The 14,542-nt window shown below is 44.8% G+C and carries 15 protein-coding genes; 11 read left to right on the top strand and 4 right to left on the bottom strand.

The window, feature by feature from the left end; all coding sequences use genetic code 11:
* The first annotated feature begins 47 nt into the window (after window positions 1–47).
* Genes lpxA through R3D00_17375 form a run of 5 tightly spaced genes read left to right on the top strand, consistent with a single transcriptional unit; the run spans window position 48 to window position 5,670 of the window.
* Window positions 48–833: an acyl-ACP--UDP-N-acetylglucosamine O-acyltransferase gene (gene lpxA / locus R3D00_17395; protein MEZ4774963.1), complete on the top strand. Its 786-nt coding sequence runs from the start codon at window positions 48–50 to the stop codon at window positions 831–833.
* Window positions 834–839: 6 nt separating this feature from the next.
* Window positions 840–1,448: an ABC transporter ATP-binding protein gene (locus R3D00_17390; GenBank protein MEZ4774962.1), complete on the top strand. Its 609-nt coding sequence runs from the start codon at window positions 840–842 to the stop codon at window positions 1,446–1,448.
* Window positions 1,445–3,607 (top strand): T9SS type A sorting domain-containing protein, encoded by a 2,163-nt coding sequence (locus tag R3D00_17385; GenBank protein ID MEZ4774961.1) that lies wholly within the window; start codon window positions 1,445–1,447, stop codon window positions 3,605–3,607. The genes R3D00_17390 and R3D00_17385 overlap by 4 nt, the downstream gene beginning before the upstream one ends.
* A 54-nt stretch (window positions 3,608–3,661) precedes the next feature.
* Window positions 3,662–5,041: a dipeptidase gene (locus tag R3D00_17380; GenBank protein MEZ4774960.1), complete on the top strand. Its 1,380-nt coding sequence runs from the start codon at window positions 3,662–3,664 to the stop codon at window positions 5,039–5,041.
* Between the two features lie 5 nt (window positions 5,042–5,046).
* Window positions 5,047–5,670 (top strand): YdcF family protein, encoded by a 624-nt coding sequence (locus R3D00_17375; GenBank protein ID MEZ4774959.1) that lies wholly within the window; start codon window positions 5,047–5,049, stop codon window positions 5,668–5,670.
* Here R3D00_17375 and R3D00_17370 read toward each other — a convergent pair.
* On the bottom strand, window positions 5,660–6,007 hold the full coding sequence (locus R3D00_17370; GenBank protein ID MEZ4774958.1) for an acyl carrier protein: 348 nt from the start codon (window positions 6,005–6,007) through the stop codon (window positions 5,660–5,662). The genes R3D00_17375 and R3D00_17370 overlap by 11 nt on opposite strands.
* 118 nt (window positions 6,008–6,125) lie before the next feature.
* On the opposite strand from R3D00_17370, the gene R3D00_17365 reads away from it, so the two are divergent.
* The 6 genes from R3D00_17365 (at window position 6,126) to R3D00_17340 (ending at window position 12,566) form a co-directional block, all read left to right on the top strand.
* Window positions 6,126–6,632 (top strand): FKBP-type peptidyl-prolyl cis-trans isomerase, encoded by a 507-nt coding sequence (locus R3D00_17365; protein MEZ4774957.1) that lies wholly within the window; start codon window positions 6,126–6,128, stop codon window positions 6,630–6,632.
* 21 nt (window positions 6,633–6,653) lie between these two features.
* Window positions 6,654–7,418 (top strand): alpha/beta fold hydrolase, encoded by a 765-nt coding sequence (locus R3D00_17360; GenBank protein MEZ4774956.1) that lies wholly within the window; start codon window positions 6,654–6,656, stop codon window positions 7,416–7,418.
* An 89-nt stretch (window positions 7,419–7,507) separates the two neighbouring features.
* Complete coding sequence (locus tag R3D00_17355) at window positions 7,508–7,945, top strand: hypothetical protein (protein ID MEZ4774955.1); 438 nt, start codon at window positions 7,508–7,510, stop codon at window positions 7,943–7,945.
* Between the two features lie 116 nt (window positions 7,946–8,061).
* Entirely contained in the window at window positions 8,062–9,426 is a 1,365-nt protein-coding gene (locus tag R3D00_17350; protein ID MEZ4774954.1) for an OmpA family protein, read from the top strand.
* A 144-nt stretch (window positions 9,427–9,570) separates the two neighbouring features.
* Complete coding sequence (locus R3D00_17345) at window positions 9,571–11,061, top strand: OmpA family protein (protein ID MEZ4774953.1); 1,491 nt, start codon at window positions 9,571–9,573, stop codon at window positions 11,059–11,061.
* Between the two features lie 224 nt (window positions 11,062–11,285).
* On the top strand, window positions 11,286–12,566 hold the full coding sequence (locus R3D00_17340; protein MEZ4774952.1) for an OmpA family protein: 1,281 nt from the start codon (window positions 11,286–11,288) through the stop codon (window positions 12,564–12,566).
* 75 nt (window positions 12,567–12,641) lie between these two features.
* Here the strand turns inward: R3D00_17340 and R3D00_17335 are convergent, their stop codons facing one another.
* From R3D00_17335 to R3D00_17325, 3 genes are all read right to left on the bottom strand, one after another.
* On the bottom strand, window positions 12,642–13,040 hold the full coding sequence (locus tag R3D00_17335; protein MEZ4774951.1) for a response regulator: 399 nt from the start codon (window positions 13,038–13,040) through the stop codon (window positions 12,642–12,644).
* A gap of 91 nt (window positions 13,041–13,131) precedes the next feature.
* Window positions 13,132–13,674 (bottom strand): T9SS type A sorting domain-containing protein, encoded by a 543-nt coding sequence (locus R3D00_17330; protein ID MEZ4774950.1) that lies wholly within the window; start codon window positions 13,672–13,674, stop codon window positions 13,132–13,134.
* A gap of 466 nt (window positions 13,675–14,140) precedes the next feature.
* On the bottom strand, window positions 14,141–14,500 hold the full coding sequence (locus R3D00_17325) for a hypothetical protein (protein MEZ4774949.1): 360 nt from the start codon (window positions 14,498–14,500) through the stop codon (window positions 14,141–14,143).
* Between the last annotated feature and the right edge of the window lie 42 nt (window positions 14,501–14,542).

Raw genomic sequence — 14,542 nt, 5'->3', positions numbered from 1 at the left:
AATTCTGGAGAGACACAACCAACAACGACCTTAAACCGCTTCTTCAGATTAATGATAATGTCCACATTGAACCTTCCGCAACCCTTCATGGTGGTATAACAGTCGGTGAAGGCACCTGGATTGGATCGCATGTGACGATTCATGACGGTGCGCGGATCGGCAAAAACTGCCGCATTTTCCCCGGCGCGGTCGTTTCCGCTATTCCCCAGGATCTGAAGTTTGGCGGAGAAAAAACCACCCTTGAAATCGGTGATAATACAACTATCAGAGAATGTGTAACACTGAACAGAGGTACCTCCGCACACGGGAAAACAGTCATTGGCGCCAACGTACTGCTCATGGCGTATGTTCATGTTGCACATGATTGTCTGATCGGCGATCATGCGATCCTGGCAAACGCCGTGAACATGGGCGGGCATGTGGAGATCGGAGAAGCTGTCGTTATTGGTGGCATGGCTGCTATTCACCAATTTGTCAAAATTGGCGCCCATGCTATGATTTCAGGTGGATCGCTGGTAAGAAAAGACGTTCCGCCCTATGTAAAAGCAGGCAGAAACCCCGTGCAATACGAGGGCGTCAATTCTATCGGCCTTCGCCGCAGAGGTTACCCGAATGAGACGATCCACTCCATTCAGGAAATTTACCGGTACATTTTCTTCTCCGGCATGAACAACTCCCAGGCGCTGGATTATGTAGAAACCCATCTGAAACCTACCGAAGAGAGGGATGAAGTGATTACCTTTATCCGCAACGCTTCCAGAGGAATCATCAGAGGGGCTGGTGCGTCTCACGATTCCGATACAAAATCCGGACATATCACAGCCAACGAATAATTGCCCATGAATCTGAATATCCATCTGGAAGGCATCGGAAAGAAGTTTTACCATCGCTGGATATTCAGAGACATTTCCCATGATTTTTCCCTGCAACCACATCTTGCCCTCGTAGGCCGTAATGGTTCAGGGAAATCTACCTTATTGCGCATAATTGCCGGGCAGCTGACCCCTTCCGCAGGAAAAGTAATCTATACAAAAGGGAAAATGCGCGTGCCCGTTGAGCACGTTTACCGCTATCTCAGCTGGGCCGGGCCTTTTACAGACTTGTATCCGGATCTGACCCTTGAAGAACACCTGAAGTTGCATTTTAGTTTCCAAAAATGCCTGCTATCCTCTCCACAAGAGATGATCTCTTTACTAAAACTGGATGAACATAAGGATAAAATGCTGCGATATTACTCTTCGGGCATGTTGCAAAGAGTGAAAGTGGGACTGGCATTGTTTAGTGAATCGGATATACTTATCCTCGATGAGCCCACTTCCAATATGGATCCCGCCAATGCCCAATGGATGCTGGATATGATCGCAGGTAATGTTGGCGACCGGATCTATATTCTGGCTTCGAATATGGAACGGGAATACCAATGGATGGCTCGTACCTTATATTTATGAAACGCTGGCTTCTTTGTGTCCTTTTGTTGCCTTCACTTCTTCCCGGGCAGCCGGTTTTCCTTCTGGAACAGATATCCTTTGAGGAAAATGGTCTCAATCTCTCCAACGCTTTCGCTGGCGGCATGGATCAACCCCAGATTTCAATGGCAGACCTCAATGGGGATCATCTTCAGGATTTGTTGATCTTCGATCGGGCAGGTGACCATGTATCTGTTTTTGTCAATACAGGGAATCCGGGTAACCCCACTTACCAGTTCTCCCCACAGCTTGCTACAAAATTCCCATCGCTGAGAGACTGGGTTTTGCTCAGAGATTATGACTGCGATGGAAAGGCCGATATCTTTTCCGCCCTCCCGGATTCTTCTGCAATCACGGTATATCGCAATACCAGCCAGGGAAATGAACTGAGTTTTGTGCTTGCTTATCCCAAACTTACCGTCCCGGGAGGGGTGATCTCCGTATTTGAAACCGATATTCCGGCCATTGCAGATGTAGATGGAGATGGCGATCTGGATATTCTCAATTTTGACAACCAGGGATCCCATGTGCGATTTTATGAAAATACCGGTGGTTGCAGTTCGCTTTCTTTTGAGGTGAATGCCAATTGCTGGGGTGAGTTTCAGGAAGCAGGACTCAGTAACGATATTACCCTGCAAACCGCTTGCAAACGCGGCACCGAAGGTAACGCCGGACATTCAGGATCTACCCTCTGTGCAATAGATGTGGATGGCGACAGCGCACTCGAACTACTTTTAGGCGACCTGAATAATTCCAATCTGGTATATCTGCATAATGGCGGTACACCAGATTTCGCGCAAATGGACCAGGTTCTCACCGCTTTTCCTGCTGCTCATCCGGCCTCCCTCCTTCAGTTTCCCGCCGCATTTAGCCTGGACATAGATGATGATGGCCGAAAGGATCTCCTCGTAGCACCCAATGCGCCCAATATTTCTATTAACAGGGAAAACCTCTGGTGGTACAAAAATACGGGCACAACCACTGCCGCAAACTATTCCTTTCAACAAAATGATTTTTTATCAGAAACCATGGTTGATGTCGGATCGGTCAGCTATCCGGTCTGGTTTGACTACAATGCCGATGGCCTTCAGGATTTGATAATAGGTAACTATCTTTCCCGTATTCCCGGGCAACCAGAGAAATCAGGACTGACTTTATATGAAAATATCGGGACCGCCACAGCACCCGCTTTCAAGCTGATCAGCCGCAATTATCTCGATCTGTCTGCCTTATTTAATCCGCAGATTTTTGGTGTTTACCCCGCTTTTGGTGATTTGGACGGCGATGGTGATCAGGACATGATCATCGGAGAAGAAAGTGGTGCCATTCATTACTTCACAAACCAGGCGGGCCCGGGAAATATAGCGGACTTTACCCTTACAGCCCCCTTTTATTTTGGCATAGACGTCGGCAACAGCGCTACACCCCTGATCGCTGATGTCAATGAAGATGGCCGCTATGACCTGGTCATCGGAGAAAAAAATGGCAACCTCGAATATTATGAAAATACAGGAACAGCCACTGTGCCGGCTTTTGGTCCGGGCAATAAGACTTTTGGCGCAGTGGATGTAATGCCTGCATGTTGTACCGGTTACAGTGTTCCCTGGTTGTTTCGCAATTCACTCGGAGATTGGGAACTGCTCGTGGGTAGCGAGTCGGGCGGAATTTTTCATTATGGAAATTTAGCGGGGAATCTAAATGGAAGTTTTACGCTGATTTCTTCGCAATACGGAAATATAGCAGAAGGAACCAGGATATCTATATCTGGTTCCGATATCACGGGCGATGGAAAACCGGAGATGGTTATTGGTAATCTTCGTGGAGGCATTGCGATTTATAGCACAGATGCGGCCAATCCTATAGAGACATTATCCGTCAAAGATTCACCGTCTGTTACGATTTATCCCAATCCGGGGATGAATCCGGCTTCTCTGCATCTGAGAGTCAAACCATTTCAACCATTTTCCCTGCAAATATTCACGGCAAGCGGGAAAATGATACACCAGTCAGCAATCAGAGATGAAGCAGCCCAGTTGGGAATCCCTGTACCAGCTTTACCGCCGGGGATTTATCTTATAAAACTTACTTTGAATGATTCCAGAATCTTTACAGCAAAATGGATCATCACAACAGGTTTTTAATTGCCGCATTTTCTACTAAATTTGGCTTTCCCCTGAACACTATTTTACAAACCAATGGAAGAAATACAGAATTATATTGAACTACATAAAGACAGGTTTCTTGGTGAGTTGATGGAATTTTTGAAAATACCGAGTATCAGTGCAGACAAGGCTTATAAAAAAGATGTGGAAACCGCGGCAAACTGGCTCGCCGAAAAATTCCGGCAGGTCAGCATGGACGTGGTAGAGGTAATCCCTACTGCGGGAAATCCTGTCGTCTATGCAGAAAAAATTGTTTCTAAGGATTTACCTACCGTACTGATTTATGGCCATTACGATGTGCAGCCGCCCGATCCATTGGAACTTTGGACAAGTCCTCCTTTTGAGCCCGTGATCAAAGACGGGAAAATTTATGCCCGCGGATCATGTGATGACAAAGGTCAGGTGTATATGCATGTGAAAGCCATGGAAATTTTGCATGCGATGGGGCCGCTCCCCTGTAACGTAAAGTTTATCGTAGAGGGAGAAGAAGAAGTCGGGAGCGTACATCTCGAAGGATTTGTGAAAGAAAACAAGGACCGGCTGAAAGCAGATATTATCCTCGTATCAGATACATCGATGATTGCCAATGATACGCCATCCATTACGGTAGGGCTTCGCGGTCTCGCTTATATGGAAGTAACCGTCACAGGCCCCAACCGCGATCTGCATTCAGGTATCTACGGAGGCGCCATTGATAATCCGTTGAACGTACTTTGCGAGATGATCGCTTCCCTGAAAGACCCTGCGACAGGAAAAATTACCATTCCGGGCTTTTACGACAAAGTGGTTTCCTTGTCGGAGGAAGAGCGCAATGCCATGGCTAAGCAACCTTTTAACAGAGAAAAATACCTGGCCGAGCTGGATGTTGCCGATACACGCGGAGAAAAAGGGTATTCGATCATTGAGCAGCGCTCGATTCGCCCGACATTGGATGTAAACGGAATCTGGGGCGGTTATACAGGTGAAGGCGCAAAAACGGTACTTCCGGCCAAAGCCAGTGCCAAAATATCCATGCGGCTCGTACCAAACCAATCCCCACAGGAAATCAGCGACTTATTTGCCAGTCACTTTCAGTCGATTGCTCCCGCCTCGGTAAAAGTCAGCGTAACCGCATTGCACGGCGGACAGGCGGCGATGTTGTCCACCCAAACCCCTGGCTATCAGGCAGCGGCATCAGCTATGAAAGATACATTCGGGAAAGATCCTATTCCGACACGTGAAGGAGGATCTATACCGATCGTTGCGCTTTTTCAGGAAGTGCTGGGGCTTGATACCGTTTTGATGGGATTTGGCTTAAACTCAGATGCGATTCATAGTCCCAATGAGCACTATGGGGTATTCAACTACCTGAAAGGAATTGAAACCATTCCCCGGTTCCATCAGCATTTTGCCAAGATTTCCCCTAACGTATAATGAACATGAGGAAGTTCCTGAAAAAACTTTTTTTTATCCTTGCCGGAATCACAGCACTGATTATTGTTCTTTATCTGATTCGGGTGCCAGTCCTTCGCAGCATAGGTGGATTTCTGATTTATGAAGACACCCTCATGCCATCTGATGCGATCATTGTACTTTCGGGCAACTCTTCTGAGCGGGCAAAAAAAGCGGGAGAGTTATATCGTCAAAAGATGGCCCCCCTGGTGATTGCTACCGGAGGCGTTGTCAATCAGGCGCTTTCTGCATATGGCATAGAAATCAGTGATGCAGCCCTTACGGAAATCGCCCTCAGGCGGGAAGGCGTAGACAGTGCCGCCATTCGTACAATCGGAAGAGGAACCAGTACCTATGAGGAATCAGAAGAGTTATTGGGATATGTCCACCGGGAAGGATTTAAACGGATCATTGTCGTGACCTCAAAATTCCATACCCGGCGGACAAGAAGTGTTTTCAGGAAAAAGTTCAGAGAGGTGGGCGTCGACGTATTACTTGCGGGAGCAGAACCAGAAGATTATGAAGTGGAAACCTGGTGGAATGCTGAACCTGCAATGATTTTTGTGAATAACGAATACGTCAAAATGGTGTACTATTGGCTCAAATACTAGGTAAACGGGAAATAACAAGGTCTCTCAGATTTCCCGCAGTAGACAACAATTGCCATTCCTTGTCTGAAATACTGATGCCAAAGTCTTTTTCGCAGATCATCACCAACTCTACCATATCCAGCGAATCCAGTCCCAGTTCCGTGCGAAGGGTGTGATTCCAGGAAAATTCAGAATCCGGAATAGCCGCCATTTCCAACATGATGTTTTTTAATTGTGTTTCCGCTTCCCGTCCCGACTGAACATCTTTAGATTGGTCTTCCCCGGTGTCATAGTAGGTGCTGGTCAAATAGTTAAGGTTTAAAGCAAGTTCCGACACATCGATGTTTCTCTTCTTCATAAAGGTTGTAGATACCAAACATTTATAAGGAAATAATCAAAAACTAAGCCATGATAAAAATCATAAGGATTATTTTCTGCACGTAATTTTTCCTACCTTTGCAGCTTAATTGAATATTATGACTATTTCACCACAGAAAGTTGTGTCCATCACCTACCAGCTTCGCCTGGATGCTGCTGACGGAGAGTTTGTTGAGGAAGTAAACCTGGAAGAGCCCCTCGTATTTCTTTTTGGTGCAGGCAATATGCTCCCTGCATTTGAAGATAATCTTCATGGACTTGGTACAGGCGACGCCTTTAATTTTAGCCTGAAAAGCGTAGATGCCTATGGTGAAATGAATGAGGAAGCCATCATTCAACTTCCCAAAGCTGCGTTTATGGTTGATGGTGTTTTGGCTGAAGATATGCTTGTGCTCGGAAATATTGTTCCTATGCGCGACCAGGATGGAAACACGCTCCGCGGCCGTATCACCAATTTAGCTGATGACAGCGTGGAAATGGACTTTAATCACCCACTTGCCGGTCGTGATCTTTTCTTCAAAGGAGAAATTGTGCAGATCAGACAAGCTACAAAGGACGAAATTGACCACGGGCATGTTCATGGCCATGGTGGTGTTCATCACTAATTTTCTTCCGTACGCCGGAATATGGAACTGAATGCTAAAACATTCGGGCAGGGGCCAGCCCTGATTATCCTTCATGGACTATTTGGTTCTTTGGATAATTGGGTCACCCATGCGCGTACCCTTTCATCTGATTTTACTGTATTCCTGCCCGATCAGCGCAATCACGGCAAATCCCCGCATGCTGAAATTTGGGACTATCCTTCCATGGCTGAAGATTTAGCGGACTTTATGGATAGCCATGGCATATTTCAGGCACATCTGCTGGGCCACTCTATGGGGGGAAAAACAGTCATGCAATTTGCCTCCGAATATCCGGAGCGTATCGACCGATTGATTGTCGCGGATATGGCTCCCAAGGCGTATCCACGACATCACGACGAAATTATTAGCGCATTGTATTCTCTGGACCTAAAGACAATTTCTACCCGGCAGGAGGCAGACCAAACCTTGCGCAAAGGCATTCCCGAAGATTTTGTCAGACAATTTTTACTCAAAAGTCTGGGCCGGTCGGCAGAGCTGCAGTTTGAATGGAAATTTAACCTTGATGTTATTTCCCGCGATTACGACAAGATTCTGGCTCCGATAAGTCTCCCTACGCCATTCACCCACCCTACCCTCTTTATTTCCGGAAGCAAATCTTCTTACGTACTGCCTGAAGATATCCCACTGATTCGGTCTTATTTCCCCTCTGTATCGTTTCAAAAAATCTCCGAAGCCGGCCACTGGCTCCATGCAGACCAACCGGAAGCATTTATTTCGGCTGTTCGCAACTTCCTCCTTTCCTGATACCTTCCATTGTTCTGATTGCTATATTTGAAGTGTCAGGCAAAAAAGGTATCTTTCACCTGCAAGAAAACTATTGGTTATTGTAAATTATGCAGATTCGCTTATTATTTATTGCCCTCTTTGTCCTTGGCTTGTTTTTTTCATGTGGAAATGAAAAAGAAAAATCTGACGATCAATCCACTGCGGATTCACTGCTCCCTATTTCTGCGGAAGATTCCCTCATCATGGAAAGTCCGGTAACAACCCCGGGATTGCTGGGGAAATGGCAACTGACAGAGATGAAAACCGATAATGGCCCAATCACTGATTTTGGGGAAAGTACCATTGAGTTTTTGGCAAACGGCGACCTTATCGCAGAATCAGATCAGGTTCCCGCAGAAACTTTCGGGTTTTCGGAAGATGGTACTTTTATCCGGTCAGAATTGTGGGATTCTCCCTTAAGAATTAAAACCCTGGATGAGAGTCAGCTAATCCTTACTGAAAATATCAGTGGAGAGCAGATACAGTACAAATACCTCCGCAAATAGGGTTAATCCGGAAAAGAATACTTTCCGGGGAATAAAATTACTCTTTTTGCGTTTTTACAGAGACTTTCGGATCTTTTTGCGTCCCAAGTAACAAACAAACACACTAAAACATTTTTATGAAAGGCTCCCTACGCGCTGGTTTTTTCGGATTTCTCCTTCTGCTGATCTTATCACCTTTGTATGGACAAAACGCTCAGCAAAAATGGGGACTGAGTCTGGGTTATACCCAAAGAGATTTTACGGGTATTCCTACACAGGACATTAGTGCAGTCGATTTCAAACCCGCTTTTCATGTCGGCCTCAACCGCTATCTGAACCCTTCTTTTGACTTGAGTTTTCAGACAGCCATTGTTCCGTTTTCATTTGGAAGGGATAACCCGATGTTAAAAGATCTGGGTGATGCAGATCTGACCTTTCGGTATAAGCTGAATAACGGATACATTTTGAAAGAATCTGCGGGGATTGCGCCTTATTTGCTGGCAGGTGGAAGTATCAATACCCTCGGGTATGAAAATCCGGATATCAATTTTTCTGTACCGCTGGGGCTGGGTTTCCGGATCAATACAGGAATTCCCGTTTCATTGGATGTGAATGCAATGTATAAGCTCAATGTAACTGATTTTCAGGATTATTTTTCAATCAATGCCGGTGTGATCTTCCATTTTGGAGAAAAACTCCCCCCACCAGTCGTCGAAGATCCGGATACTGACGGAGACGGCATCAAAGACCCGCTGGATGAGTGTCCGGATGTTGCCGGGATTGCCAGTCTGAATGGTTGTCCGGATCGCGACGGAGACGGGATTGCCGATCAGCTTGACAAATGTCCCGATACATTTGGTCTGATTGAATTTGAAGGCTGCCCCGACACTGACAGAGACAAGGATGGGGTAACCAATGAAATGGACGAATGCCCGGATGATCCGGGGCCTGCTTCGTTGAACGGCTGTCCGGACAGAGATGGAGACGGGATTGCCGATCAAAACGATGTATGTCCTGACATAGCAGGAATAGCTGCCCTGAATGGTTGCCCCGACAGAGATGGAGACGGCATCACAGACGCTGAAGATGCCTGTCCGGATCAGGCAGGAACGAGAGAGTTGAAAGGCTGCCCTGAAATAGAAGAGGAAGTCGTGGAAAAATTGGAGTTTGCTACAAAAGCAGTCCAGTTTGAGCATAATAGCTCTATTCTTCGTCAGTCATCCTATGCCGTACTCGATACGCTGGTCAATATTATGGGAGACTACCCGGCCTACAGCCTGCGCGCCTCTGGCCACACCGATTCGGAAGGGAATGATGGATATAACCTCGAACTGTCTGAAAAAAGAGCCAAAGCTTGCGTAGATTATCTGGTCAGTAAAGGGGTATCGCCTGCACGGCTGGTATATATTGGCTATGGAGAAGCGAAACCGATTGATGACAACATCACAGAAGAAGGCAAAGCTACCAATCGCAGGGTGGAGTTTGAATTGTTCGTGCGATGACGTAGGATTTTGATCAATTGTGACACACTTTTTGTATGATTTGGAATATCATTTGCACTGGGAATAATGCTACGAAGTAATAATTCCATACCGTCAATGCGAAACACGCATATTATTAAGACCTCAATCTTTACCTTGTTCCTTGTGTACGTTTCCTTAGCGTCCTATTCGCAGACATTTGAATACCCCTGGGCGATCAATGCCGGTACCGGGATGGTAAAATACCAATCTCCTCCAGGAACACTCAAACTCCCGGGGGGGACGTTTTCTCCTGCGCTGAACCTGGGTGTTTCCCGTTATCTTGCAGGCGGATTCGATTTTCGCACACAGGTTCTTCTCAGCCATCAGGTCAACTATCCCACATCCGAGACAGTTATACATTCTCAATTGATTGACATGAGCTATCAATTGGTATTTAAAATCAACAATGGGGCATTTATGAGGGAAAGCAGCAGAGTCGGCCCATATCTGACTTTTGGCGTTGGGGGAAGTTACATGGTTAATCATCCGGATGTCTATATCCCTCTCGGAGGTGGTTTTCGGTTTAAGTTCAACGAGCGCATGAGTGCCCGAATTGAAACCACGAAAAAGATTTCCGTGAATAAAGACGTTCAACATCTTGCCCACGCACTCGCGTTTGTCTACAATCTGGATACAAAGGATATACCGACCGAGAAAATTGAAGAGGAGGAAATGAGTGAGGAAATGATCGTCTCTGCTTTATTGCCCAAAGATTCTGATCTGGACGGTGTGATTGATTTTGATGATCAATGCCCGGATGATGCCGGACTGGTAGAAAACCATGGCTGCCCGCAGGATGTATCGACAGAAACTGAAACGGTAATTGCCTCCTCTGAGGAATCTCCGGAAGAATCTGATGAGATAGAAGAAGTTGCGACGTCATATGCAGCAATAGAAGAAACAGAGGATGCCGATCTGCCGATAGAGGAAGAGGATATTTCCATCGACGAAGAGGATGAAGACATTGGAATGTTTGTCAATGGATTTGAAGAAGATACCGATTTTGACTCCATGAATGAACTGGACGAAGAATGGGAGGAAGAGGAAGAAATCGCATCTGTTACTCCGGAGTATCCGGAAGAGGAATCCGGAACTTTTTCACAAAGGCACCATCTGAACGTGCTATTTGGCGAGCCGGCACATTCGGCGACACCTCCGGTCGTGGCGACTGCTGCAAAACTTCCGGAACCCACGACAGCACCAACTGTAGCGGCAGTGCCTGCCCCCAAACAACCAGCATCCGTTGCAAGTCCTTGTGGCAGTTTTAATCTGGACGATACACATGTATCCCCCATTTTGTTTGATGTCGGAAGTGATGCGCTTACAAGTGATGCAAAAATTGTTTTAGATCAATTAGCGGCTATGCTGGAAAGCTGTCCTGCCACACAGCTGATCCTAAATGGACATGCCGATGCGGTTGGCACAGAAAATTCAAACCTGGTATTGTCCATCATGCGCGCCTACAATGTGAAATATTATTTAGTATATGAGCACGGTATCAGTCAGCAAAGGATCCGTTCAAAAGGGTTGGGCGAACAACAACCCCTTGCAGCAAATGACGATGTAGTAGGCAGAAAACAAAACAGAAGGGTTGATTTTCAGCTAATTTTCTAGTTTAGGGATCATTTCAGCCATAAAAAATTACCACTCATGTGGGAAATTAATCAGGGCGTAGGAAATCAGGCTATTTTGCACAAGTTATTAGAAAAAGATGGCCGGAATTTTGTAACGGTAATAATAACAACACCTAAACCCTGGATTACCAACAGATTGATTGAATTGTGATTTTAAACAGGTTCTACATATTGACCCGTTGTTCACAGAACAAACCTACGCAAATGACCAAAGTTAAATTGGCTTTTCCCCTCCTTGCTGCTTTTTTCCTGACCTTACCTTCTACTTATTCACAAACCAGCGAAAGCCGCTTAATGGCCGGGCTGTCAGCCATATTTCTCGATTATCAGGGGCCGCTTACCGGCAATCCCACGCAAATAAGGAGTTTTGATCCAGGGATTTCCTTTGGTGCGCATACTTATGTAACCAAGTGGATGAATGCTTCCTTAAATTCTGCTTTTATACCAGAAGCCACCTACCCGGTAGGTGAAAATCAATATATCAGCACATCGCTGATTGATGTGAATACGCTGGTTCAGATCAAATCCAACGGAACCTTCCTGGAAGAAGATGCATTTGTCGCCCCTTATTTTACTACCGGATTTGGGTTAAATACGGCAAGCAACAATGTCCGTTTATACATTCCCGCTGGAATTGGACTAAAGTTTCAGGTTACGCCTAACTTTAGCTTTCAGTTTGAAAGCATGTACAAACAACGCCTGGGAAAAGAGAAGTACCAACATATTTCGCACTCCATTGGGTTTGTTTTTGCCCTGCCTGGCCAGTCTAAACCGGTTCGTCCTACACCGGTAAGACCAGAAAAACCTGCCCCTGTAATAGCAGAAGCGCCGCTGGTTGACTCCGATAACGACGGGGTGGCCGATCGCGATGATCTTTGTCCGGATGTAAAGGGCCTGGCATTGTATCTCGGTTGCCCTGAAGAAGAAAAGCACGATACACCATCAAAGACCAATTCCTCCGTACCGATTGTCGATGCCAATAAAAAAACCTCTGCGCCATCACCTATTGATAACAGTCCGGTGATTTTAGATGTTCAAGATGGAAATACAGTTGAACAACCGGTGCCCAATAAAATTCATGAGATGTCCTCCGCTGACAGGAAATACATTGAAGCGGCGATGGGGAATATCTATTTTGAAGCATCGAGTGATCAGCTTACCCCTGAAAGTTATGCTGTACTGGATACAGTGGCTATGATTTTGAACAGAAATCCGGAATATGACTTACAGGTATTGGGTCATACAGACAACACCGGAAACCAAAATAGTAACCTCGTATTGTCGATCAAACGTGCTTTTAAGGTAAAGTATTACCTGGTTTATGAAAGAAATGTTCGTCTCTCCCGGATTACTTCTGATGGATACAGCTCCGTTGCACCAGTTGCCGATAACTCAACGGAAGAAGGACGGGCAAAAAATCGCCGGGTAGAGTTTAAACTAATGAAATCCAATCAAAACAATATTGGATATAACCAGTCCAATTAACGGATAGAAGATAAACCAGAAGCGGTGGCTCCGAAATATCAGAGCCACCGCTTTTTGCATTAACCGTTTTAGAAATCAATAATTCCTTGTACGTCTGTATTGATCGATAATTTCAGCCAGCGCTGCAATCGGTAAAGGCTTAGAGATAAAATTGCTTACAGATGGAAAAGACTTTGCCCGGGAGCGATCTTCAGATCTTATAGAGGAACTCACCATATACATTTGATTATGAGGATAATGGGGATAAAACACTTCCTCATATCGCTGTATAAACTCAAATCCATCCATAACGGGCATCTCCAGATCGACAAGTATGATATCAGGAAAATCTACACCGCCTTTCTTATGCCATCTTTCAAGCTTTTTGGTAGCTTTTTGACCATTGAGCGCTGAGGTACAGATAACAGAGAGTCCCGCCTCCTTTATCAGACGAATCATAATGAAGTTATTTACTTCATCATCATCGATTATCATTAGTCTTAACTTATTTTTTCCCATGATCAAAGGGTTAATGCGTAAAGGATTTGGTAACAGGCGTTTTGAGAGATATAAGTTTTTTACCTGACTAGCGCATCACTACCGCATCGTTTTTCACGATGGTTTTTTTCCACGTTCTGCCTTGCTCAGTTTTAATCAACAAACTGTATGTGCCAGAACTCCATTTGCTGTGATTTACGGGCATTTCTATTCCTAAAGGAAGATAGCGTTCCTTTCTTACAAAAACCAGTTGCCCGGTCTCTGAATAAATTCTGATTTCAACCTGGGTAGTCGCAAGCTTTTGAAACCGGAGGTAGATGACCGGATCTACATTGTCTTCCATCAAGATAAACTGACCGTTTTGGTCGATATTCGCCATGCGAAATCCTTCAATTTCGGTTTCTTTCCCAAGAATAAAGGCAGATTCCGCAGATTCCATTTCAAATACGGTTTCTGTTTCTGCGTAATAGGTTTTTGCCGGTTCTTCGGAGAGAATCGCTTCAGGCCTTTCGTCAGGAGATACATCATAGTTGACGGAGCTGATTTCGTCTGTCGGCGATGATTCCTGCTCAAATATCATTTCAATGGGTTTTTTCGCCTGGCCTATAGCAATCGTAAAACTTAGAATCATAAAAACAGAGGATAAACAGATTTTTTTAGAAGTAAATGAAAAACCAGGGAATGAATAGAGCAATGACTGAGGCATAATTTTGTATCGATTTGCTTGGTGGTTATTGATTTATGATCCAAATATAGTATAATACATAGTCTTATAATTACAAGTTAATGTATATTTCTTTTATTGTATAATATTAGGCTTTGATGTCTGACTTTTCTCCCGGTATGTGCCCATAATGATTGCAATAGGCATTTTGTTTGATTTGCATCGTCAAAGATGCAGGAAAGATTTTCCTGTTTCGGGAGCTTTTTTTTTAAATAAGGAGGATTTTTGTGCTATTCTTGAATAATATTTCAACTTTCCGTCATAAATATCGACCATTCTGCCGCCTGAATAAATGAAAAAAGGGCTGTCAGATAAACTGAACAGCCCTCGATTAACAAAATTACATACCTTACTTCTTCCCGCCTGTTGACTTTTAGTTTTCTGCAGTATGAACCACTATTCTTCCCCTCAGAATCCGGCGATTGGTTTCTATCATTTGTTTTGCCTGAGCAATTGTATCGGTAAACAATGAGATCTGTGCATCCTTTTCTACTAATTCCATCTCTACCTCAGCATTCAGAGAGTCAATTTTTTGCTGATACTCAGAGATTGCTGTACTGAGAGAGGATATCTGATTTTCCAGTTCTGTATAAAAATCATTCACCGGTTCACTTACCTGAGCAGGTACTCCCAGCATAATCATATCTGATTGCTTAGACAAGCCTGAAGGAATTTGACCAAAAAAAGAAAGTCCAAAAATAACCAGGAGGGAGGTAGCAAGAATCCGTATCATGATATTTATTTTTGTAATAAATTATTTCAGTAAGTCAACATT

It is taken from the genome of Bacteroidia bacterium, from assembly GCA_041391665.1.
Classification (GTDB): domain Bacteria; phylum Bacteroidota; class Bacteroidia; order J057; family J057; genus JAGQVA01.
This window is presented reverse-complemented; position numbering and strand designations above follow the sequence as displayed.

Excerpts from the sequence above, each read along its gene's own strand:
- R3D00_17390 (MEZ4774962.1), top strand. The coding sequence starts at position 840 with ATGAATCTGAATATCCATCTGGAAGGCATCGGAAAGAAGTTTTACCAT.
- R3D00_17385 (MEZ4774961.1), top strand. The coding sequence starts at position 1,445 with ATGAAACGCTGGCTTCTTTGTGTCCTTTTGTTGCCTTCACTTCTTCCC.
- R3D00_17380 (MEZ4774960.1), top strand. The coding sequence starts at position 3,662 with ATGGAAGAAATACAGAATTATATTGAACTACATAAAGACAGGTTTCTT.
- R3D00_17375 (MEZ4774959.1), top strand. The coding sequence starts at position 5,047 with ATGAGGAAGTTCCTGAAAAAACTTTTTTTTATCCTTGCCGGAATCACA.
- R3D00_17370 (MEZ4774958.1), bottom strand. The coding sequence starts at position 6,007 with ATGAAGAAGAGAAACATCGATGTGTCGGAACTTGCTTTAAACCTTAAC.
- R3D00_17365 (MEZ4774957.1), top strand. The coding sequence starts at position 6,126 with ATGACTATTTCACCACAGAAAGTTGTGTCCATCACCTACCAGCTTCGC.
- R3D00_17360 (MEZ4774956.1), top strand. The coding sequence starts at position 6,654 with ATGGAACTGAATGCTAAAACATTCGGGCAGGGGCCAGCCCTGATTATC.
- R3D00_17355 (MEZ4774955.1), top strand. The coding sequence starts at position 7,508 with ATGCAGATTCGCTTATTATTTATTGCCCTCTTTGTCCTTGGCTTGTTT.
- R3D00_17350 (MEZ4774954.1), top strand. The coding sequence starts at position 8,062 with ATGAAAGGCTCCCTACGCGCTGGTTTTTTCGGATTTCTCCTTCTGCTG.
- R3D00_17340 (MEZ4774952.1), top strand. The coding sequence starts at position 11,286 with ATGACCAAAGTTAAATTGGCTTTTCCCCTCCTTGCTGCTTTTTTCCTG.
- R3D00_17335 (MEZ4774951.1), bottom strand. The coding sequence starts at position 13,040 with ATGATAATCGATGATGATGAAGTAAATAACTTCATTATGATTCGTCTG.
- R3D00_17330 (MEZ4774950.1), bottom strand. The coding sequence starts at position 13,674 with ATGATTCTAAGTTTTACGATTGCTATAGGCCAGGCGAAAAAACCCATT.
- R3D00_17325 (MEZ4774949.1), bottom strand. The coding sequence starts at position 14,500 with ATGATACGGATTCTTGCTACCTCCCTCCTGGTTATTTTTGGACTTTCT.